Genomic DNA, 20,016 nt, shown 5'->3' with positions numbered 1-20,016 from the left:
GCGTAGGCCAGTGCTGGTAGGCATCACCTCGACAAGCACTGGAGCTTTTGACTGGAGAAGTCGACAGACTTCGAAAGGAGAAAGCGAAGTGATCGAGAGTTGAAGGCCGGAGCTGGACAGTAAATGTGAATGAAGATTATCTAGTTTTGAGGGAACAAACCTCAATTGAATACATTGTTTGGTGACGATGGCGAAGAGGATACACCCGTTCCCATTCCGAACACGGAAGTTAAGCTCTTCAGCGCCGATGGTAGTTGGGGGCTTCCCCCTGCAAGAGTAGGACGTTGCCAAACGGATTAATAGAGTAGCTAACGTGTTGCTCCTTTTGTAATATAAGTATTAAAAAATTATTTCTTTCCTATTTTAAAATATTTTGATCGTTAACACACAAAAAGATAGGATAATGGAGCAATTAATCTTGCCCCATTATCCTATCTTTATTTGTGGGTTCTTTATCAAATGGTGTTGTTATAATTTGGCTTGTAGCATTCATAAAAACTGTTGATGACAGTGGAGTGAGAAACATTGTGATTTTTGGCAATATCTTTTTCACAAATTTTTTCTTTTGCCTGAAGGGCAATCGCGACCTTGGTATTGTTGGATACACACAGCAGTTTTTATTAATCGGGATTTTTTAATAAAAACCAGAAAATATTTGTATTACACAAAACGCGTAAGAGCAAAATAAAAATGAGTTCGGCACCATTCCGAACTCATTTTACATATAAGTTAAGCCATCTTAGGGCATTTAAAAACAGCGGGTTGAAAGCTGTTTGTTGGATTTTCAATCCGTTTTTAAAGTTTTCCACTTAATTCTTGAGCTGCTTCTACGACATAGCTAGCTAATTTTTCAGAAGGCTTTTCCCCTAAACGAGAAATAGGTCCGCTAACACTGATAGCTGCTATCAGTTTTCCATTGAAAGAAAATACTGGTGCGCTGACACTCGCTACACCTTCTTCCCTTTCTGCTACACTTTCAACCCAACCTTGGCTGCGGATCGCGTCATATTGCTTATTTAAAAGTTCTTCTCCCCATATTTTGAATACTCGCCCAGCTGAACCTACTTCAATCGGAAAAATCGAACCGACTGGCACCGTATTTGTTAAACCCGAACTATTAATGACGGAAGCCACACAAACCCTATTTGCACCTTCTCTTATATAGATCTGGCTACTTTCATTTGTTGATTCCGTTAATTTTTTTAATATCGGTCTAGCTGCTTCAACGATCGATTTTGAGAAAGAAGCATCACTCCACACCGTTATTCTTGATCCAATAACGTATCCATCCGCTGTTTTGGTAATTAAATGATGTCCCTCCAATGCACTTAGTAATCGATGAGTAGTAGAACGAGGAATCCTGGTGCCTTTACTAATGGAATTTAAATCTCCTTTCTCATTTTGTGTTAAAAAATCCATAATTTTAACAATTTTGGTTAAAACCCCCACACTATTATTAAAACTTTTTTCTTGGTCATTTATAATTATATTATCCATTATATGGATAATATATCCCACATTGTGGGATTTTTCAAGTCTTAAATGGGGGGATACGAATAAATGTCTGAAAAAAGACTTTATTTGACAAGATTTGGGAGAAACACCTCATTAAAAGTTCAATGGGGAATTCAGAGTTGCTCTACGTAGATTTTCAATTGATGCATGAAGTGACTTCTACACATGCCTTTAATACGCTAAGAGACATGGAAAAAAAGTGCGCAGACCTGATTTAACGGTCGCCACAATGGACCACCAAGTGCCTACGATCGATTTAGATCAACCTGTTAAAGACCCTATTGCAGCTGAACAAATGAACGCTTTGATTCGGAACTCCAAAGATTTTGGCATCCAATTGTATCCTTGGGGAACAGAAGATCAAGGAATTATCCATGTCATTGTACCTGAAAAAGGGTTCGTACAACCTGGGATGGTTATTGTATTCGGGGATTCCCATACCTCCACACATGGAGCATTCGGCGCCTTAGCATTCGGTATAGGAATTAGTGAAGTTGCTCATGTATTAGCTACTCAAACACTCCATCAGGAAAAACCAAAAAAATTTCAGTAATTTTAAAAGGGAAAATGCCAGAAAGTACGACTGCGAAAGATTTAATTTTATTTATCTTACAAAATATTGGTACCGATGGTGGAGTTGGTCATGTTATTGAGTATAGGGGAGAAGCAATAAAAGCACTTTCAATGGAAGGTCGTATGACTATATGTAACATGTCTATAGAAGGCGGTGCAAGGGCAGGTATGATTGCACCAGACGAAATTACGTTCGAATATTTAAAAGACAAACCTTATGCACCAAAAGGGGAAGAGTGGGAGAAGGCTGTTCAGGAATGGAATAAGCTTTATACAGATGAGGGGGCTGTTTTTGATAAGGAAGTTGTACTTGACGTAACCAATTTAACACCTTATGTAACTTGGGGAACTACGCCTGCCCAAGCGATTTCAATAGACAGTGAAGTACCAATGCCAAAAAATCCGAACGAAGAAAAAGCATTAGAGTATATGGGACTAAAGCCAGGTACACCAATGAAAGAAATCAATATTGATGCAGTTTTTATTGGATCCTGTACAAATTCTAGAATAGAAGATTTAAGAGCTGCGGCAGAAATCGTGAAAGGGCACAAAGTAAAAGATGGTGTCAAAGCGATGGTTGTGCCTGGTTCCATGAAAGTGAAAGATCAAGCAGTAAAAGAAGGTTTAGCTAACATCTTTATTAATGCGGATTTCGAATGGAGAGCTTCCGGATGTTCCATGTGTGTAGGTATGAATGACGATGTATTGGAACCTGGTCAAAGATGTGCATCTACAAGTAATCGAAACTTCGAAGGACGACAGGGTAAAGGAGCGCGGACACGTTTGGTGAGTCCAGCCGTAGCAGCAGCCAGTGCGATCATGGGAAAATTCGCTTCACCTTCAGATATTATTAAGGGGGTTACACAATGAAAATGATCAAAAAAATTATTGGGAAAGCATTGCCATTAGGTTTTTCCGATGTGGACACTGATCAAATCGCACCGAGTGATGCAATGAAATTTTCGAAACGTACGAATATGGCTGACTATATATTCAGAGATTGGCGGGAAGATCCAAATTTTGTTTTAAATCTGCCGGAATTTAAAGATTCTACGATCTTTTTAGCTGGCGAAAACTTTGGGTGTGGTTCAAGTAGGGAGCATGCACCGTGGGCCCTTCAAGATTATGGATTTGAAGCAATTATTGCACCTTCATTTGGTGATATTTTTAAAAATAACTGCTCAAAAGTCGGATTAGTAACGATTGAATTGGAAGATCCAATTGTAAAAGAATTCATATCAATCGTAAAATCAAACCCTCAAACGAATTTAGAAATTGATATAGAAGAAAAAACCGTCACTTGTGGAGAAATGAAATTTCATTTTCAAATGGATCCATTCACTCAATATAGACTGATGCACGGTCTAAACGATATCGACATTACTTTATTAGATCAAGAAGCTATTAACGAATATGAAAAAAACAGATTCAGCTTTCTTCCAAAAATATTGTAAATATTTTTTCCAGAGAGGCTGTAAGTATGGTGGATGTGGCCGTTTACTCTTCAAAAATTATTATTACGAAAAGAAACAAAACGATTTTTGTACCTATTAACAAAATTTTATATATTGAAAGAATCAATCAATGTTCTTATATAGTATGTAAACATGACTTAATTCCAGTACGTACCTCTCTAAAATATTTTGAAAGCATCTTACCAAGTAATTTCGTTAGAGCTCACAGATCTTTTATTATAAATAAATCATTTTTGAAAGAATTAAATAAGCAAGATAACAATAACTTTATCGCTGAATTTTATAACGTAGAAACAAAAACTCTCGTTTCTAAATGTCAATTGGAAAATTTATTCTGGTAAAATATGTATTTTCTTTTTAAACACAAACATAAAGAAAAACCAAGATTACGTACCAACCGTTTCGTAGTTTCGGTTATTTTTGTTTAAATAAACGTTTAATTAATCAAATTGGAACCCTTGATAATACTTTATTTTTGAAAGTATAAAGCAATGAAAATAATCCAAAGTAAAAGTAATAAAACGCTAAGGAGAAAATTAAAAAGTATTTCTAATTTCTAAAAATAAAAGGCAAATTTAGAAAAAACAACGCCGAGGATAAATATTAAATACATTCTACAATTCGGAATAACGCTCTAACGGAATTTTTAATAATAGCAGATAAAAATTGAGGATATTAAAATTTCAGAATCAGAGATTTATTTTAATGCAAATGCTTAAGGAAAAACTCAGTATATTTTTATTTTCCAAATTCAAAAAGAGGTGCTTAACATATTCGGTGATACTAAACACATCAATTTTCCAAATCTATTTTTAGAGATTGTTCATCCCTGAATAATGATATGGGACTAAATATTTGCAGATGCTGTTTGTTCATTCTTCTATAACTTGAACAAATTTTGAATAATTCCAAAAAAATTCACCGAAAAATAAGCAGCCAGAAGCACTATTAATAGCTTTGCGTTCAATTTAATAAAGACAGATAAATAATAAACTTTTAATGAGGGAATATAAAAAGAAGGGCTGTCCAGACGTCGTATTTTCGACATCTTTAACCCTTGGCGGATCAACACTTTGGTCGTCGCAATTTAGCGGTTTTTTATTTTTGGACAGCCCTTTCTGATTTTTAGCAGTAAAAGTCTATTACTTTCCAATAAACATTTGAGTCCAGTAATTTCCGTTTGCTACATGTCCAACTCCGATATGTGTAAAGTTAGGGTTCAAGATATTTTTACGGTGACCTTCACTGTTCATCCAAGCATTAACAACTTCTTCTGGTGAACGTTGGCCCATAGCAATATTTTCACCAGCTGTTTTATACGTAATACCGAATTGTTTCATCATATCAAATGGTGAGCCGTAAGTCGGGCTTGTATGGCTAAAGTAGTTCTTTGCCTGCATATCACGAGATTTTTCACGTGCGACTTTGCTTAATGCTACATCAAGCTGCAATGGTTTTAAGCCAGCTTTTGCTCGTTCTTTGTTTGTTAGGTCAACAACTTGTTGTTCATACGCACTAACCGCTGAAGATACTGAAGTTGTCGTTGGTGTAGTTTGTTGTGTTGTCGGTTTCGCTTGTTGTTGCGTATTAGTAGGTTGTTGAGTTGCTGGCTTAGCTGGTTGCTCAATTTTTGCTGGTTGTTGTGGTGTTGGTTTTGCTTGCTGTGTTTGCTTAACAGGCTGCTGTACTGCCGTTTGTTTTGGTTGTTGGACTACTTTAGGCGTTACTGGTGTTTGAACTTTATACTGAGTGTTTCCAAGATTTTGATAAAATTTAGAAATGATATCGTTTACTTGTTTTTGAGTTAATTGATTAGTTTGACAGTTTAATTGATTAAAAATGCTATTAATATCATTTACATTATTTATTTTATAAGCATATGCATTTATTTGTACTTTTACAGGTTCTGCAGCTTCTGTTTTACTTATTCCTGGTGCAGTTACTAGTAGAGTTGCAGCTGCAGCAATAGATACGAATAATTTTTTATTCTTTTTCATAGTTTTGGTACCTCCTAGAAGTTGAAATATAATTTGTAGTGTTGCTGCCTTGCGAAATTAATAATAACATACGATTTTTGCGAATATTTTGGAAAGCATTTACATTCACTGATTTTTCTACGTTAGAGGTGGGATAATAAACGCTGAAAAGTACTGTCATCATTGGGTTTTCAGGCACTTGGGTATTTTATACATAAACGGATGTATCATGAACGGGTTCCAAAATTTTTGTAAAAATGTGAGGTTGACAGTTTTTAAGATTAGGGTAAATTATTAACATTTAATGGAAAATTCCAGTCTTTAAATAGGTAATTTGTAAAAAATCATTACGTTGTACATTGCAAATTATTTCCTGGAAGTCATCTTTTACTTTTTCATAAACAAGGGAAAAATCAATAGCTTTTCAACGGAAAGTAAAATTATATCACCTCATACTGGTGGGTGAAACGAAGGATGGAAGACAAAAAATGCATTAGTACAATGTAAAGGTAGCTGGGGATAATGAAAGGAATAGGGGACTTGATGAAACATGAATAATAGAGTTGGTGCGAAAAAGCCTTCAGCATTAAAGAGTACCTATCAATGATAAATAATGAGGGCAGGCACTGAATCTTTTCGTACCATTTATGAATAAAAGAAGAAATCATTACATAATTATATGCCTGGAATAAAAGTTGTACAATCTTATTGAATTAATAGCAGTGTAAGCTATCAAATAAATAAGCGATAAATCGTGCCCGCCAATCCTATCAAAGAGGTGCATATTCTCAAAAAAGTGTTTTGAAATTCACTGAAAGCTTCAATTAACTTATATGCTGCAGATGAGCGATAGAGCTTTCCAAATTTTATAAGAGCAAACAACTTTTTATGTCCAATGGTTGTATTGAAGTTAGATGATTTCTGGTCTTCAGATACCTGTGGAATTATACATAGAAGCTAAAAACTATGGATAGATAATGAAAAATTTTGCAAAAAATAATAATCACATTCTTTCGTTAACAGTTGTATGTGAAAAGAATCTTTTCCGGCTTATTTTTACAGAAAACTACCATGATCTTTCGACCACAATCCAGAATGAAAATAATCTCCGTCAACATTTTCATAGAAAAAAATACATTTGGCTCTAATATAATCTATGAATGAGGAAGAGCACATATAGGTAAATCTTTCGTTTCTTATGTTGTATAAAAAAGGCAAATTTAGATGTACTTCTCCGTATTGTTTGCTTAAAATGCATGCAAACATCAAAACCATCCTTTTCTTTTAAACCACCGAAACATTAAAAATGCAATGGCACCCATGACTAATAAAGAAACATAATACCCGTATTTCCAGTGAAGTTCGGGCATATATGTAAAATTCATGCCATATATTCCTGCAATAAAAGTGAGTGGAGCAAAAATTGATGTGATGATTGTTAGTATTTGCATAATTTTATTTGTTTGATGTGAGTTAACAGAAATATAGCTGTCTCGGATATCGGTTGTTACGTCCCGGTTTGACTCAACCATTTCTGATAGTTTTAGCAGATGATCATAAATATCTAAAAAATATTCCTGTCTGTTTTTGATTCCTTCTAAGTGTTGAGAGTTCAACATCCGGTAAAGGAGGTCGCGCATAGGGTTAACTGTATGTCTCAATGTTAATAGTTGATGGCGGATCGCAAATAAATCTTCTAAAAGGAGTTCCATTGACTTTTTTCTACTATTGTTTTCGATTTCATTTAATCCATCTTCAATTTTATAAATGATAGGAAAATACTGATCAACAATTTTATCTAACACTTCATAAAAACAATGGTATGGATCCCATTCACTTATTTCTTCTGCAGAAATGAGTCGATTCCACACTTGGTTAATTTGGTTTGAATTATGGTGATGAAAAGAAACAATATAATTTTTCCCAATGAAGAAGTTAATTTCTTCTTTTGAAAAATTATCTGGATTGATTACATGGGTTACGAAAAAGGTAAAGTCATCATAATAATCTAATTTTGGACGCTGGAGGCGATGAACACAATCCTCAATGGCTAGTGTATGAAAGTGAAAATAACTTTTCAGAGCTTTAATCTCTTCATTCGTTGGTATATTAAAATCAACCCAGCACCATTTATATTTTGTCATATCTAAATCATATAAGTTTTTGAAAAAATGCTTTTTTAAGTCAAATGAAATGGCGACAGCTTGGATCATTTTTTTCTCTCCATAGGTTTTGATTGTTTTATTAGTCATAAAATCGAATGATATGGCAATTTAAGATATTCAATACTTTTTATTTGGCATAGAGTATTTGAGGGCATTTTACAGCGTAATAAAGGGCACAAAATTAATTTCCCACGCTCCATGAAAAGTGGTTACATAAAAAAGCGGTTTAATTTTATTTGTCAATGTTGTCAAAAAAAAAAAAAAAACGACCTATTTTTTAATAAGTAGGTTATTCATAATTTGCCCATAATATGGGGATTTTATGTTAAAAGTTGGAGGGGAATAGCAATTCAGAAAGTGAAGAGCTACAACGGAAAGGGGCTCTCAATATGAGAGCCCCTTTTTACCTTTTTAAGCATTCATTGGTGAATAATTTTGTTTCTTCGATTTCATTATTTGACTTGCAAGTAATACGGCCAATAATCCTAATCCAATTAAATCAGTGAAGCCGCCTGGGTAAATTAGTAGCAATCCACCAACGATTCCTAAAAGTCGTTCAAAGATATTCATGTTACATCTAAAGTAACCAATCGCACCTGCCCCTAAACCTGTCATACCAATGATGGAGGTTATGATAACCATTGCTGCTTGTACAAAGGTAGTATCTATTAAGAATAGGGAAGGTGAAAATACGAATATATATGGTATTAGGAAGGCAGCAATTGCAAGCCTTGATGCTTCTACCCCTGTTCTTATTGGATTTCCTCCAGATATACCTGTTGCGGCAAAAGCGGCTAGAGCAACAGGAGGAGTAATATCTGCAATAATACCAAAATAGAAAGCAAACATATGGGCTGACAATAGAACTGTTGCCGGTATTTCAGATGCAGATGGGTCAGACAATAACAATATAATTGCCGGAGCAGCCATCGTAGATGTAATAATATAGTTTGCTGTAGTTGGTGACCCCATACCTAGTATTAGCGAAGCTATCATTGTAAAGACTAGTGTTAATATTAGATTTCCTCCAGACAGATCAATTAAGCCATTTGCAAATTTAAGTCCAAGGCCTGTCAATGTAACAACACCAACGATGATACCTGCACATGCAGTGGCTGCAGCTACACCTAAAGCTGTCCGTGCACCGTTTGCAAGTGCTTCAAAAATATCTTTAATTGTCATTCTTGTATCTTTTCGGAATGCTGCAACTACAATGATGGATAAAATCCCTAACAATGCCGAACGTATCGGAGTAAAGCCCATTGACATTAATGCGATAATAACGATAATTGGAATTAATAAATGAAGTTTTTTCAAAACTTCTTTTTTATCAGGCAATTCTTCTTTTGTTAGTCCTCTTAATCCAGTACGTTTTGCCTCAAAATGCACGATAATCCAAATACCAGTAAAATATAAAATAGCAGGAATAGCAGCTGCTTTAGCAATATCCCAATAAGGGATGCCAGTAAACTCAGCCATTAGAAAGGCCGCAGCACCCATAATAGGCGGCATCAGTTGTCCACCAGTTGAAGCTGCAGCTTCAACTGCTCCTGCAAATTCACGGCGATAACCAGATTTTTTCATCATAGGGATTGTAAAAGAACCTGATGTTACAACATTGGCTACGGAACTGCCGCTGATCATCCCTTGTAAGGCACTTGAAAATACTGCAACTTTTGCAGGACCTCCAACCGAACGCCCAGCAATAAGTAAAGCAAGGTCATTAAAGTATTGTCCTACACCGGATTTTTCAAGAAATGCCCCGAACAAAAGAAATAGAAAAATAAAAGTCGCAGAAACCGATAACGGAGTACCTAAAATACCATCAAGCGTATAATACATATGGCTAATTAAACGTTCAAGACTAACTCCTCGATGTTCAAGGAATCCTGGCATATACCTTCCATACAAAGCGTAAAGCAGGAATAAGATCGCTATAATTGTAATTGGAACACCTACTACCCGACGAGAAGCTTCCAAGACAAGTAATATTGCTAAACCACCTACGATAAAGTCAAGCGTATTATACATGCCTGCACGGTTAATAAGTTCTTCGTATTGGAAGGTCCAATATAACCCTACAACAATGCTGACAATTGTTAAAATGACATCGTAGATTGGTAATTTTTTCTTTCTTAATTTATTTGAAATTGGATAAAGAAGAAAAATCAAACCTAAAGCAAAAGTTAAGTGAATGGATCTTTGGAGCTGAGAGGCAAGATTTCCGAATATTGCTGTATATAGTTGGAACAATGAAAAAGAAATAGCACCAATTGTAACAATCCACTTCATTATTCCTGTAAAAGTTCGGTAGCTTGCTTCTTTATCATACTTACTTAAAATCTCTTGCAGATCTTGTTCTGGCAGAGATTCTTGATTTATTTTCTCCTTCTGCATGTTTTACCTCCTAACTTGAAAAGTTCCTGAATCTTTGGCGATGTGGTTTTTACTTTAAAAAGTAGATTGTTATTCAAAGCACCGCCAAATATTAGTTTGCGAGGTTGATTATGAACTATGTCAAATCACTGCAATGTAAAGTTATTTGAACTATTAAAACCCAGCAACAAGTTGTTATATTCTATTCAACTTATAGAGCTGGTCATAAACTTATAAAAGTTAACAATAAAATATTAATTGTAAAATACACTCAAATGAGAGCCCGAGGAGATTAAGCAATTCCTCGGGCTTTATTCTCTATTTGTTGTTGTATAGAATTTGCCATCATAAAAAGACTTATAGATTTTTCATGATACTAAGTGTGAAAAATCTTACTTTACTCCATTTTCTTGATAATATTTTAAAGCTCCAGGATGAATATCCATTGTTAGCCCGTCTACAGCAGTTTCAAGTGAGATAGATTCAGCCTTTTTGTTAATAGCAATTAATTGATCAACATTTTCAAATAAAGCTTTTGTCACATTATATACAAAATCTTCTGGAAGTGTTTTTGAAACTGCTAACATTGCTTTTACAGCAACTGTTTTTGTCTCTGGTACACCCGGATATGTGTCTGCTGGAATTGTTTCTTTAACATAGAAAGGATATTTCTTAATTAATTCATCAGCTTTTTCATCTTCGATATTGAGTAATTTTACACCGTTTGTTGCAGATAATTCAGTTACTGCTGAAGTTGGGGCTCCTGCTGTAACAAAAGCTGCATCCAAGTTGCCATCTTGCATTTGTTGAACAGAATCACCAAAAGATAGACGCTCAGCTTTTAAATCATCAAATGTTAAACCATATAATTCAAGAATTTGCTTTGCGTTTGCTTCTACACCACTACCAGGTGCTCCTACAGAAACTCTTTTTCCTTTTAAATCAGCAACACTAGTAATTGTGCTGTTGCCAGGTAAAACAATCTGGATCGTTTCGTTATAAAGTGATGCAAGTCCAAGTAAGTTTTCTGTTTTTGCACCATCAAACATCATTGTGCCGTTTACTGCATAATCTGCAATATCATTTTGTACGAATGCCATATCAACTTCTTGTGAGTTTAAAAGACGCACATTTTCTACAGATCCGCCAGTTGTTTGAGCGGTAGCGCTTACTTCTGTGTTGTCAGTAATGATTTGTGCAATACCACCGCCAAGTGGATAATAAGTTCCAGAAGTACCTCCAGTTGCAATGATGATTTGGCTAGGAAGATATTCTTCTGTTTCAGTTGTTCCATCATTTTGTGCGTTTTCACCATTGCCTCCTCCACAGGCAGCAAGAGCGAATAATAAAGTTAAAACTAAAATCGAACTTAGAAATTTTTTCATTGAAATCCTCCTTTTAAAAATTTTTTGAAGATATAATTCAAAAAACTTTCACAATCAAGTTCAACTATATACGATTAATAACTAAAAGTAACAGAAAACTACAGAAAAAAACTTTCTTTCATAATCGGCTTTTAACTTCTACATATAAAGCATGTAAAAATTTTCGAATATTCACCCTTGATGTTCTTGGAGTTTTCTTTTCGTCAATTTCATTCATTTTTAGTCGTACTTCATGAAAATCGAAAAATTTTGTGGCGAAATGCTCAAACTTTGGATGGGCATAATCAGTCAAACCTAATGATGCTAAATTTGTCATCGCTTGGTTAATGGCACGACGCAACCGTTGTTCAAGCGCTTTAATGTTTTTTTCATTTGGATCAATATTATAGTTATGTAGGATTTGCATATATAAAGATTTTAATGAAATATTTTTTATGTCGATGTCATGGTGGAGGAGATAATCCATTATTTCAATCATATCTTTGCTTCCAGTTTCACCGAGTATTCCTAAATCGGACAAAATTTCTTGAGTGAGTTGAATTGTGTTTGGTTTACGATTCTGCTTAACTTCGCTAGTAATGGGAAGGAGGTTCAAACTTTCTTTAATTTTAAGCAATGATTGTTCCATTTTAATCCTTTCTAATACACGCCTAATGACAGCAGTCACTTCTATACGGTTTACTGGTTTATGAATAAAATATTCAACTCCTGTTTGATAGGCACGAGCAACCATCTCTTTGTTCTCAATTTGTGAAATCATAATAAACTTTCCTTGAAAGCGTTTTTCTATTAAATGTTGGACTGTTTCAATACCGTCTTGAAGAGGCATTAATAAATCGACCAATACAACATCAGGCTGCAGGTGTATAATTTCTTTTTCAGCTTCTATCGGATCCTCTCCATCACCGATAACATCCCCTAATAATTCTTCACGAATAATCCGTTGCAACATTTTTCTTGTAGAAATATCATCATCCAAAATATAAAAATTCATCTAAATTCACTCCTTTTGGTAGATGCTAAGCATCTTAGATAAAAGTAACCCCAGAGGTGTCCGGGACCGCAGTGGTGCTGGAGACGGTGCACCAGAGGGGTCAGGCACCGCCCCGGAGATGGTGCCGGAGACGGTGCCACAGAAGGGTCTGACCCCGCTCCGGAGATGGTGCCGGAGACGGTACGCCAGAGGGGTCAGGAACCGCCCCGTAGATGGTGCCGGAGACGGAACACCAGAAGGGTCTGACCCCTCACTGTAGAAGGTGCCACAGATGTAACGCCTGTGGGGTCAGACACCATATCGCGATTTATAGATTTTTGATTGGTAATGTAATTGTAAAAGCAGTCTGCACTGGTGATGATTGTAATTGAATAGAACCGTCTAGTTTCTCTACCATTAATTTTACATGTGATAAGCCAATGCCAGTGGAAGGTTTGCCTGTTTCTGTAAATTTTGTTGTAAATCCTGGTTCAAATATGACATCTTGTTCATCTGGATCAATGCCGGGACCGTTATCAAGCACTTCAATTATAATATTTGAATCCAACATCCTCACAGTTACTTGAATGAATCCAGTTTCATCGATTGCTTCAATTGCATTGGTAATCAAATTATTTAAGATTATGAGAAGTGGATAAATGGATTGAACTTTTAAATCAACGTCAACAGATGCTTCTATTTCAATATTTTTTCCTAGCGATTTGCTATACTTTTTGTTTGCTTTAAGACTGACGTTCACAATTTCTTTTAATGATACAGGTTTAACGATATGTCCTTCAGCGATCAATTTCTCGAGGCCGGCTTTAATTCGTTGATTATCTTTTTTGACTTCGTGTACCTCTTGGGCAATTAAAAGTGCACTTCTTGTTAATTCTACGGGCATTTCTAGTTTTTTCAGTTCTTGATATAAGTCATGAGCTTTCCTCGTAATTGTTTCAATATCAGTCAATGTTTTTTCTAGATAAAAACCTTCAATATATAATTCGGACAAAATCGTCTGGATTTCCTCAAATTTCTTCCGTTGTTCCACATAAATGGCCTTTAGTTTATTCGATTCAATGCTATTATATAAGCCGATGACAAAGAAACTTCGAAAAACAGCAACTATGAAAACATAACCGATATTTGAAAACATGAAAGGGACACCATTAATAGCAGAGTGCAGCAATAGTTCAGCAATATTGGCAATCCCATCGCTTAAAACCCCGAAAAAACCAAGCATTAGTGGCGATATGGACCCACACTTTCGCTTTGTAAATTGAAGAATTGTTGCAAATACTAAATAATAGCCGATTATTGGGCTATGGGTCAAAAAACTTCCTATAAAAGAAAAATCGTTAAAATAAAATGAATCCAGACCTGTTCGAAATAATGTTGTTAATACACCGGTAACAAAGCCTGTCAAAAGATAAGGAACATCTTTATAATATAACAACAAAAAGAAAAAGCCGGCACTGCCTAAGGCGATGCGAAAAGAGCTATTAAACGGTGTAATTTTTAGTTCTCCTAAAAATGCCGTTACACAAACAATGATCAATATTTTTAGGATTGTGTTTCTATTCATGGCTATAGTCCTTTCATCGTCATCGTTTTTATCACAATAATAACCTTTTCTATCATATAGAAAAACACGGAAAAATCAATTGTCCTTTACCCTATTAAAGGTTTAAAATGATATATAGTAAATAAAGGGGGACGAAAAATTATGAAACATCATTTTGATACAGAAGCTGTACATTTGTCAGAAGGTAACTTTGTCACTAGTTCTAGCAAAATCAATCCAATTTATCAAACGACTGCCTTTACCTTTTCCGATTTGGAAGATTTGGAAGGTTTTTATCAAGGAAAAAGCAAGTATTTATATACGCGTACTGGGAATCCAAATACAGATGAATTAGCAGCTGCTGTTGCAAATTTAGAAGGGGCACCAGCTGGGGTGGCAACATCATCCGGACTTTCAGCCATTTTTGCAGGTATCCTATCTGTTGTGAAAGCTGGCGATCATATTGTAGCAACAAATGACATATATGGAGGTACATATACTCTATTAGCACATGAGTTGAAAGACTTTGGTATTGACGTTACATTTGTATCTTTTGAAAATAGAGAAGAAATCATAAAACAAATTAAACCAAATACGAAACTTATTTATACAGAGTCAATCACCAATCCGTTATTAAGAGTTGAAAATTTGGAACAGCTTGTTGAAATTGCAAAAGAGCATAACTTAATTTCTATGGTTGATAATACGTTTGCCACTCCGTATCTATTAAATCCATATCTTAAAGGCGTCGACCTTGTCGTCCATTCAGCGACAAAATATATCGGAGGCCATAGTGATGTAACAGCTGGAGTGCTTGTGGGGCATGAGGATTTAATTGCAAAAGCACGGACAAAAGTTGTTAATCTAGGATTAAATCTTAACCCATTTGAAGCTTGGTTAGGTACACGAGGGATAAAAACTTTAAGTGTTCGCATGGAGCGTCATGTAAAAAATGCCCAAGTATTGGCAAACGGTTTAAAAGGCCACCCTGGTATTCGCAAAGTTTACTATCCGGAGTTTGTGTCAGAAAAAGGCAACGGAGCAATCGTTACGATTGATATTACAGGGAAATGTGATGTTTCAAAATTTTTCAAATCACTTTCATGGGTTAAAATTGTACCAACATTAGCTGGTGTAGAAACATCAGTTTCTTATCCTCTAGGTACATCACATCGCTCGTTAACGAACGAATTGAGAGAACAACTTGGAATAAACGAAGGTGTTGTCCGGATTTCCGTTGGTATTGAAGATGCTGAAGATATTTTAGCTGTTTTTCAAGATGCATTAAATCAATCTATTTTGTAAAATAGAAAACAATATGCGAAAATGGAATAGATGACGAAACCCAATCCTTAGGAGCCATTCCTAAGGATTTTTTCGGAGGAAATTAAGATGACGATTCAAGATGAATTTTCATTTATTAAAAGTATTACTCCAAAAACTTACAGGCAGCCGCACTTAGTGGCAGGTATTGGTGATGATGCTGCTCTTTATAGAGGAGATAGTAATGTTGAAGAAATTATTTGTTTGGATACAATGATAGAGGATATTCATTTTTCAAAAAAGACGATGAAGCCATTTCACATCGGTTATAAAGCATTAGCTTCGAATATTAGTGACATAGCAGCGATGGGGGGCAAACCCATCTTTTATTTAGTGTCGATTGCCATTCCGAAACATTGGTCGGCTGAGGAACTTGCAGAAATTTATAAAGGAATGGAGAATCTTGCGGAACGGTTCCAAATGGATTTAATCGGTGGCGATACAGTTTCAACGAAAGATAGTCTTGCCATTACTGTTACTGTAATTGGGAGAATCGAAAAAGGAAAGCACCTTTTACGGAAAAATGCAAAGGCAGGCGATATTGTTTTTGTAACCGAGACATTAGGTGATTCTGCAGCTGGTTTACATCTCCTATTACAGTATGGAGTTGATTATTCATTTACAAAAGATGAACTTGCTCTTGTTCGTAAACACCAACTTCCGGAGCCTAGGATAGAAATTGGGCAACTGTTAGCTGATTACCCTCGGGTTGCTTTAAATGATGTCAGCGATGGTATCGCTAGTGAATTGAACGAAATTGCTGAAGCAAGCAATGTTTCGATCGTTATTGAAAGAGACTTTCTACCGAAAAGCGAAGGGCTGGAGGCTTTTGACGAAAAAGAGCAACTTAAATGGATGTTATATGGCGGCGAAGATTATGAATTGGTTGGGACGATTCCACAGGAACATTGGACTTCCGTTGAAGAAAAATGTAAGGAAAAAGGCTTTTTGATAACAAAGATCGGCTATGTAGAAAACGGTCCATCAAAAGTGTTGTTAAAGGAAGCCGAGACATACCGTTTATTGGAAAAATTAGGTTTTAATCATTTTAGGGATTAGGTTATTGGTAGACTTATTGCTATTAGTCATTTTTATATTTTAAAACACTTCCAATGAAATGGGGGGAAGGTTGAATGGAGCCATTTGTTTTTAATAGTCATTCAGCTGATGAAACGATGGATTTTGCTATGAAGCTTGCGAAAAAACTTCGACCTGGTTCGGTCATAACACTTGAAGGAGATCTTGGTGCTGGGAAGACGACTTTTACAAAAGGACTTGCGCTTGGCCTAGGTGTAAAGCGTACGGTCAATAGTCCGACTTTTACTATTATTAAAGAATATACTGATGGAGTTATGCCGCTCTATCATATGGATGTTTACCGTTTGGAAGAAAGTGATGAAGATTTAGGTTTTGATGAATATTTCCATGGTGATGGAGTAACGGTGGTGGAGTGGGCACAGTTTATTCGAGAGCAATTGCCGCCTGAATTGCTACAAATAAGTATAAAATATGAAAATGAACAAGAAAGAAAAATAGTTCTTGAACCTAATGGAATACAGTATGTCGAGATATGTGAGGAGTTATGGAAGGATGAAAGCATTAGCGATTGATACGTCGAATCTCGTAATGGGTGTAGCTGTCATTGACGGAAAGACGATTATTGGTGAATACATTACGAATTTAAATAAAAACCACTCCATTCGATTAATGCCAGCTATTTCTGATTTGATGACAGAGCTTGGAATAGAGCCGAATCAATTAGATCGTATCATTGTTGCCCATGGTCCCGGTTCATATACTGGGGTAAGAATTGGGGTTACTGTTGCCAAAACATTAGCTTGGACTTTAAATATTCCGATTGTTGGGGTTTCCAGTCTTGAAGTATTGGCACGAAACGGTCAGTTATTTAACGGTGTTGTATCTCCGATTTTTGACGCCCGTCGCGGACAAGTCTATACCGGACTTTACGCCATGAGTGGAGAGAAGTTCCAAGCGATTCAAGATGACCGCATCATATTGTTGAAAGACTGGTTGGAGGAGCTTAAACAGCAAAGAGATAAAGTCTTGTTTTTAGGAAATGATGTCGTACTGCATATGGCAACAATTAAAGAAATATTAAAAGATCAAGCGGTTATTGCTTCTCCATCTTTATTTAATCCTAGACCATCAGAACTTGCAATCATTGGAATGGAGAAGGAGCCGCAAGAGGTTCATTCTTTTGTCCCGAATTATATCCGCTTGGCGGAAGCAGAAGCTAAGTGGCTGGCTGCTCAAAATGCCTTGAAAAAGGAAAAAGAAACAACCTCTCTGTCAAAGCAATCAACGCAATAATGGAATCGTGCAACCGATGCCTTGATGCAACAATTTTCAATTGAGGAGAACAACCGATGGAGAAATCGATTCATTTTCGGTTAATGACTGTGAATGATATTGATCAAGTCTATGAGATTGAAGTTAATTCTTTTACTTTGCCTTGGAGTAAAGAAGCTTTTTATAATGAAATGACAAAAAATGAGTATGCCAAATATATCGTCATGGAACTTGACGATAAATTGATTGGTTACTGCGGATTATGGGCGATTATTGATGAAGGACATATTACAAATATAGCCGTATTGCCAGATTATCGCGGCAAAAAGTATGGAGAAGCATTGTTAGATCAAGTGATTAAATTTAGTAAGGCCATAGGTTTAAAAACATTAACGCTTGAAGTGCGCGTATCAAATGAAATTGCCCAAAATTTATATAAGAAATTCGGCTTTCAAGCGGGGAGAATCCGAAAAAATTATTATATAGATAACAATGAAGATGCCTTAGTAATGTGGGTGAATTTAGATGAATTGTAAAAAAGATGAAATTATTTTAGCGATTGAAACAAGCTGTGATGAAACGGCAGCAGCAGTCATAAAAAACGGAAGAGAGATTCTTGCTAATGTTGTAGCATCACAAATTGAAAGCCATAAACGGTTTGGTGGTGTTGTACCGGAAATTGCTTCACGGCACCATGTAGAGCAAATAACGATCGTACTCGAAGAAGCACTTGCTCAAGCGGGAATTACCATTAAGGATATTGATGCAATTGCTGTAACGGAAGGACCAGGATTAGTAGGGGCTCTGCTCGTAGGTGTAAACGCAGCAAAAGCACTTGCCTTTGCCCATAATATTCCGCTCGTATCCGTTCATCATATAGCAGGACATATATATGCAAACCGGTTTGTTAAGGAAATGGAATTTCCATTATTAGCATTAGTTGTTTCAGGCGGACATACCGAACTTGTTTTAATGAAAGAGCACGGATCATATGAAGTGATTGGGGAAACGAGAGATGATGCTGTTGGTGAGGCTTATGATAAAGTAGCAAGACAGTTAAATTTGCCTTACCCAGGAGGACCTCATATTGACCGATTGGCTCAAAAAGGACAAGTTTCCATCGAATTGCCTCGTGCTTGGCTTGAGAAAGATTCTTATGATTTTAGCTTTAGCGGGTTGAAATCAGCAGTAATCAATACTCTCCACAATGCGAAGCAGCGCGGCGAAGAAATAAAACCAGAAGATCTAGCGGCAAGCTTTCAAGAAAGCGTCATTGATGTTTTAGTGACAAAAACAAAGCAGGCTGCAAAAGAGAATCGTGTAAAACAAGTTTTACTCGCCGGTGGAGTTGCAGCCAATAAGGGATTGAGAACGGAGCTTGAAAAAGCATTTAAAGATACAGATATTGAGTTAGTTATTCCTCCTCTTTACCTTTGTACAGATAATGCAGCAATGATCGGTGCAGCAGCAAGTATTGAATTGGCAAAAGGAAAAAGAGCAGGACTCGATTTAAACGGGACACCAGGTCTAAATTTATAATCTAGTAAGTCCATGAACGATACGTCCCGCCCTTACAAAGATTTTTTGTCAAACGATGCTGTTTCAATCTAGGAATATGGAAATAACTGTTACAGATTGTACAATAATGCTTGAGCTATTCCAATAAAATACTCAGACTCACGGATAATATGATCGAGAACGACTTTTGCAGTCATATTTCCTTTTACAGCTTCACTATGATTTTGGATTTGACGGCATAGTTCAATAAATCCCAAGCTTTGCTTTAGCCAAAAAGGAACAAATTGCAATACTTGCTGTTGCAAAGCTTGGGGAACATAATGGCCTGCGCGAATCACCGTTTGAATGTATTGTAGAACTTGTTGCCGTGTTTCTCCTAATACCTTCTCCCAATCTTGTAAAGCTTGAACATATTTTTCTTCTAAATTATCAACTAATTCCCGAATAACAACTGTATGTTCCTCTTCCTGACGTTTCCAAAACTCAGCCTCATCAAGTATTCGAAGCGGCATTTGCTGCCCGTAGTAAAATTGCAAAAGATCCCCCTCCCTTGGTAAATATGAGAATATTTATGGATCAAGGCATTCATTGCCTTCCCATCTAAAGATCATTCGTCTAAAAGAGATCTCTAGAAATCAACGAATTATATGATGGGGTAAATGTTAATAAAACTCATTTTTTCAAGCCTATTCATATTGCAAATATATGGGGAAAACTTCATAGATATGCAAAAGTGGAAGTTCAATTTTTCCTATTTATCTTCCGTTCCTGTGGATAGAAGTTATCCACAATTAACAAAATCAGTGGATAACTTTAATAAACTCAACTATAATTGGATTCCTAATTGTTAACAAAAAAATGTG

Annotated in this window: 16 protein-coding genes, 1 rRNA gene and 1 pseudogene; 10 read left to right on the top strand and 8 right to left on the bottom strand. The window is 36.0% G+C overall.

The window, feature by feature from the left end:
- The first annotated feature begins 177 nt into the window (after window positions 1-177).
- Window positions 178-293, top strand: a 5S ribosomal RNA gene (gene rrf, locus HR057_RS15510).
- A 502-nt stretch (window positions 294-795) separates the two neighbouring features.
- Here rrf and HR057_RS15505 read toward each other — a convergent pair.
- On the bottom strand, window positions 796-1,497 hold the full coding sequence (locus HR057_RS15505) for an IclR family transcriptional regulator (protein WP_173732352.1): 702 nt from the start codon (window positions 1,495-1,497) through the stop codon (window positions 796-798).
- A gap of 122 nt (window positions 1,498-1,619) precedes the next feature.
- Between HR057_RS15505 and leuC the strand changes: the two are divergent.
- The 3 genes and pseudogenes from leuC (at window position 1,620) to HR057_RS17430 (ending at window position 3,904) form a co-directional block, all read left to right on the top strand.
- Window positions 1,620-2,958: pseudogene (gene leuC / locus HR057_RS15500) on the top strand (3-isopropylmalate dehydratase large subunit).
- Window positions 2,955-3,542 carry a 3-isopropylmalate dehydratase small subunit gene (leuD, locus tag HR057_RS15495; RefSeq protein ID WP_173732351.1) on the top strand — a complete coding sequence of 196 codons (588 nt, stop codon included), beginning with the start codon at window positions 2,955-2,957 and terminating at the stop codon, window positions 3,540-3,542. Before leuC ends, leuD begins: the two are co-directional and overlap by 4 nt.
- Window positions 3,543-3,568: 26 nt before the next feature.
- Window positions 3,569-3,904 carry a LytR/AlgR family response regulator transcription factor gene (locus HR057_RS17430; RefSeq protein WP_173732350.1) on the top strand — a complete coding sequence of 112 codons (336 nt, stop codon included), beginning with the start codon at window positions 3,569-3,571 and terminating at the stop codon, window positions 3,902-3,904.
- 801 nt (window positions 3,905-4,705) lie between these two features.
- Here the strand turns inward: HR057_RS17430 and HR057_RS15485 are convergent.
- The 6 genes from HR057_RS15485 to HR057_RS15460 all read right to left on the bottom strand — a co-directional run bounded on the left by HR057_RS15485 (window position 4,706) and on the right by HR057_RS15460 (window position 14,023).
- A complete protein-coding gene (locus HR057_RS15485) occupies window positions 4,706-5,560 on the bottom strand; it encodes a CAP domain-containing protein (RefSeq protein ID WP_173732349.1) in 855 nt (284 codons plus the stop codon).
- A 1,244-nt stretch (window positions 5,561-6,804) separates the two neighbouring features.
- On the bottom strand, window positions 6,805-7,752 hold the full coding sequence (gene corA / locus HR057_RS15480; RefSeq protein ID WP_173732348.1) for a magnesium/cobalt transporter CorA: 948 nt from the start codon (window positions 7,750-7,752) through the stop codon (window positions 6,805-6,807).
- Between the two features lie 363 nt (window positions 7,753-8,115).
- Window positions 8,116-10,101: a TRAP transporter permease gene (locus HR057_RS15475; RefSeq protein WP_173732347.1), complete on the bottom strand. Its 1,986-nt coding sequence runs from the start codon at window positions 10,099-10,101 to the stop codon at window positions 8,116-8,118.
- Window positions 10,102-10,472: 371 nt separating this feature from the next.
- Window positions 10,473-11,465, bottom strand: a complete 993-nt coding sequence (locus HR057_RS15470; protein WP_173732346.1) for a TAXI family TRAP transporter solute-binding subunit — start codon at window positions 11,463-11,465, stop codon at window positions 10,473-10,475.
- Between the two features lie 118 nt (window positions 11,466-11,583).
- Complete coding sequence (locus HR057_RS15465) at window positions 11,584-12,459, bottom strand: response regulator (protein WP_173732345.1); 876 nt, start codon at window positions 12,457-12,459, stop codon at window positions 11,584-11,586.
- A gap of 307 nt (window positions 12,460-12,766) precedes the next feature.
- The gene (locus HR057_RS15460; protein ID WP_173732344.1) at window positions 12,767-14,023 is read right to left on the bottom strand and encodes a sensor histidine kinase; all 1,257 of its coding nucleotides are present in this window, start codon (window positions 14,021-14,023) and stop codon (window positions 12,767-12,769) included.
- A gap of 141 nt (window positions 14,024-14,164) precedes the next feature.
- Here HR057_RS15460 and HR057_RS15455 point away from each other — a divergent pair, with 141 nt between their 5' ends.
- The 6 genes from HR057_RS15455 to tsaD all read left to right on the top strand — a co-directional run bounded on the left by HR057_RS15455 (window position 14,165) and on the right by tsaD (window position 19,174).
- Window positions 14,165-15,307: a trans-sulfuration enzyme family protein gene (locus HR057_RS15455; protein WP_173732343.1), complete on the top strand. Its 1,143-nt coding sequence runs from the start codon at window positions 14,165-14,167 to the stop codon at window positions 15,305-15,307.
- 87 nt (window positions 15,308-15,394) lie between these two features.
- Window positions 15,395-16,384 (top strand): thiamine-phosphate kinase, encoded by a 990-nt coding sequence (thiL, locus tag HR057_RS15450; protein WP_173732342.1) that lies wholly within the window; start codon window positions 15,395-15,397, stop codon window positions 16,382-16,384.
- 74 nt (window positions 16,385-16,458) lie between these two features.
- Window positions 16,459-16,935, top strand: coding sequence for a tRNA (adenosine(37)-N6)-threonylcarbamoyltransferase complex ATPase subunit type 1 TsaE (tsaE, locus tag HR057_RS15445; RefSeq protein WP_173732341.1), 477 nt, complete (start codon window positions 16,459-16,461; stop codon window positions 16,933-16,935).
- Window positions 16,916-17,656: a tRNA (adenosine(37)-N6)-threonylcarbamoyltransferase complex dimerization subunit type 1 TsaB gene (gene tsaB / locus HR057_RS15440; protein WP_173732340.1), complete on the top strand. Its 741-nt coding sequence runs from the start codon at window positions 16,916-16,918 to the stop codon at window positions 17,654-17,656. Before tsaE ends, tsaB begins: the two co-directional genes overlap by 20 nt.
- 56 nt (window positions 17,657-17,712) lie before the next feature.
- A complete protein-coding gene (gene rimI / locus HR057_RS15435) occupies window positions 17,713-18,171 on the top strand; it encodes a ribosomal protein S18-alanine N-acetyltransferase (RefSeq protein WP_173732339.1) in 459 nt (152 codons plus the stop codon).
- Window positions 18,161-19,174: a tRNA (adenosine(37)-N6)-threonylcarbamoyltransferase complex transferase subunit TsaD gene (gene tsaD / locus HR057_RS15430; RefSeq protein WP_173732338.1), complete on the top strand. Its 1,014-nt coding sequence runs from the start codon at window positions 18,161-18,163 to the stop codon at window positions 19,172-19,174. Before rimI ends, tsaD begins: the two co-directional genes overlap by 11 nt.
- Before the next feature lie 89 nt (window positions 19,175-19,263).
- Here tsaD and HR057_RS15425 read toward each other — a convergent pair whose 3' ends face one another.
- The gene (locus HR057_RS15425) at window positions 19,264-19,689 is read right to left on the bottom strand and encodes a DUF2935 domain-containing protein (RefSeq protein ID WP_173732337.1); all 426 of its coding nucleotides are present in this window, start codon (window positions 19,687-19,689) and stop codon (window positions 19,264-19,266) included.
- Between the last annotated feature and the right edge of the window lie 327 nt (window positions 19,690-20,016).

This window comes from Calidifontibacillus erzurumensis (assembly GCF_013303125.1).
Lineage (GTDB): Bacteria > Bacillota > Bacilli > Bacillales > Bacillaceae_J > Calidifontibacillus > Calidifontibacillus erzurumensis.
The sequence above is the reverse complement of the archived record's forward strand: the minus strand, read 5'-3'. Positions and strand labels throughout refer to the sequence as shown.